The sequence below is a fragment of the Pseudomonas sp. MF06569 genome (assembly GCF_059862735.1).
In genome coordinates, this window is record NZ_JCBCUZ010000080.1 from 1 (window position 1) to 989 (window position 989).

Annotated in this window: 1 rRNA gene; it reads left to right on the top strand. The window is 48.9% G+C overall.

Annotation, left to right across the window (positions count from 1 at the left end):
- Positions 1–116 precede the first annotated feature (116 nt).
- Positions 117–989: ribosomal RNA gene (locus tag AC19YQ_RS24955) — 23S ribosomal RNA — on the top strand; the annotation flags it as partial.

Consider the following 989-nt stretch of genomic DNA (forward strand, 5'->3'; position numbering starts at 1 on the left):
CACTTTCACTGGTGTTTATTCAGGCTAAGGTAAAATTTGTGAACGTTCTTAATTGAACATGCGAATTTTCGGCGAATGTCGTCTTCATAGTATAACCAGATTGCTTGGGGTTATATGGTCAAGTGAAGAAGCGCATACGGTGGATGCCTTGGCAGTCAGAGGCGATGAAAGACGTGGTAGCCTGCGAAAAGCTTCGGGGAGTCGGCAAACAGACTTTGATCCGGAGATGTCTGAATGGGGGAACCCACCTAACATAAGTTAGGTATCTTAAGCTGAATACATAGGCTTAAGAAGCGAACCAGGGGAACTGAAACATCTAAGTACCCTGAGGAAAAGAAATCAACCGAGATTCCCTTAGTAGTGGCGAGCGAACGGGGACCAGCCCTTAAGCTGTATTGATGTTAGCGGAACGCTCTGGAAAGTGCGGCCATAGTGGGTGATAGCCCTGTACGCGAAAACATCTTTGCAGTGAAATCGAGTAGGACGGAGCACGAGAAACTTTGTCTGAATATGGGGGGACCATCCTCCAAGGCTAAATACTACTGACTGACCGATAGTGAACTAGTACCGTGAGGGAAAGGCGAAAAGAACCCCGGAGAGGGGAGTGAAATAGATCCTGAAACCGTATGCGTACAAGCAGTGGGAGCCCACTTTGTTGGGTGACTGCGTACCTTTTGTATAATGGGTCAGCGACTTATTTTCAGTGGCAAGCTTAACCGAATAGGGGAGGCGTAGCGAAAGCGAGTCTTAATAGGGCGTCTAGTCGCTGGGAATAGACCCGAAACCGGGCGATCTATCCATGGGCAGGTTGAAGGTTGGGTAACACTAACTGGAGGACCGAACCGACTACCGTTGAAAAGTTAGCGGATGACCTGTGGATCGGAGTGAAAGGCTAATCAAGCTCGGAGATAGCTGGTTCTCCTCGAAAGCTATTTAGGTAGCGCCTCATGTATCACTGTAGGGGGTAGAGCACTGTTTCGGCTAGGGGG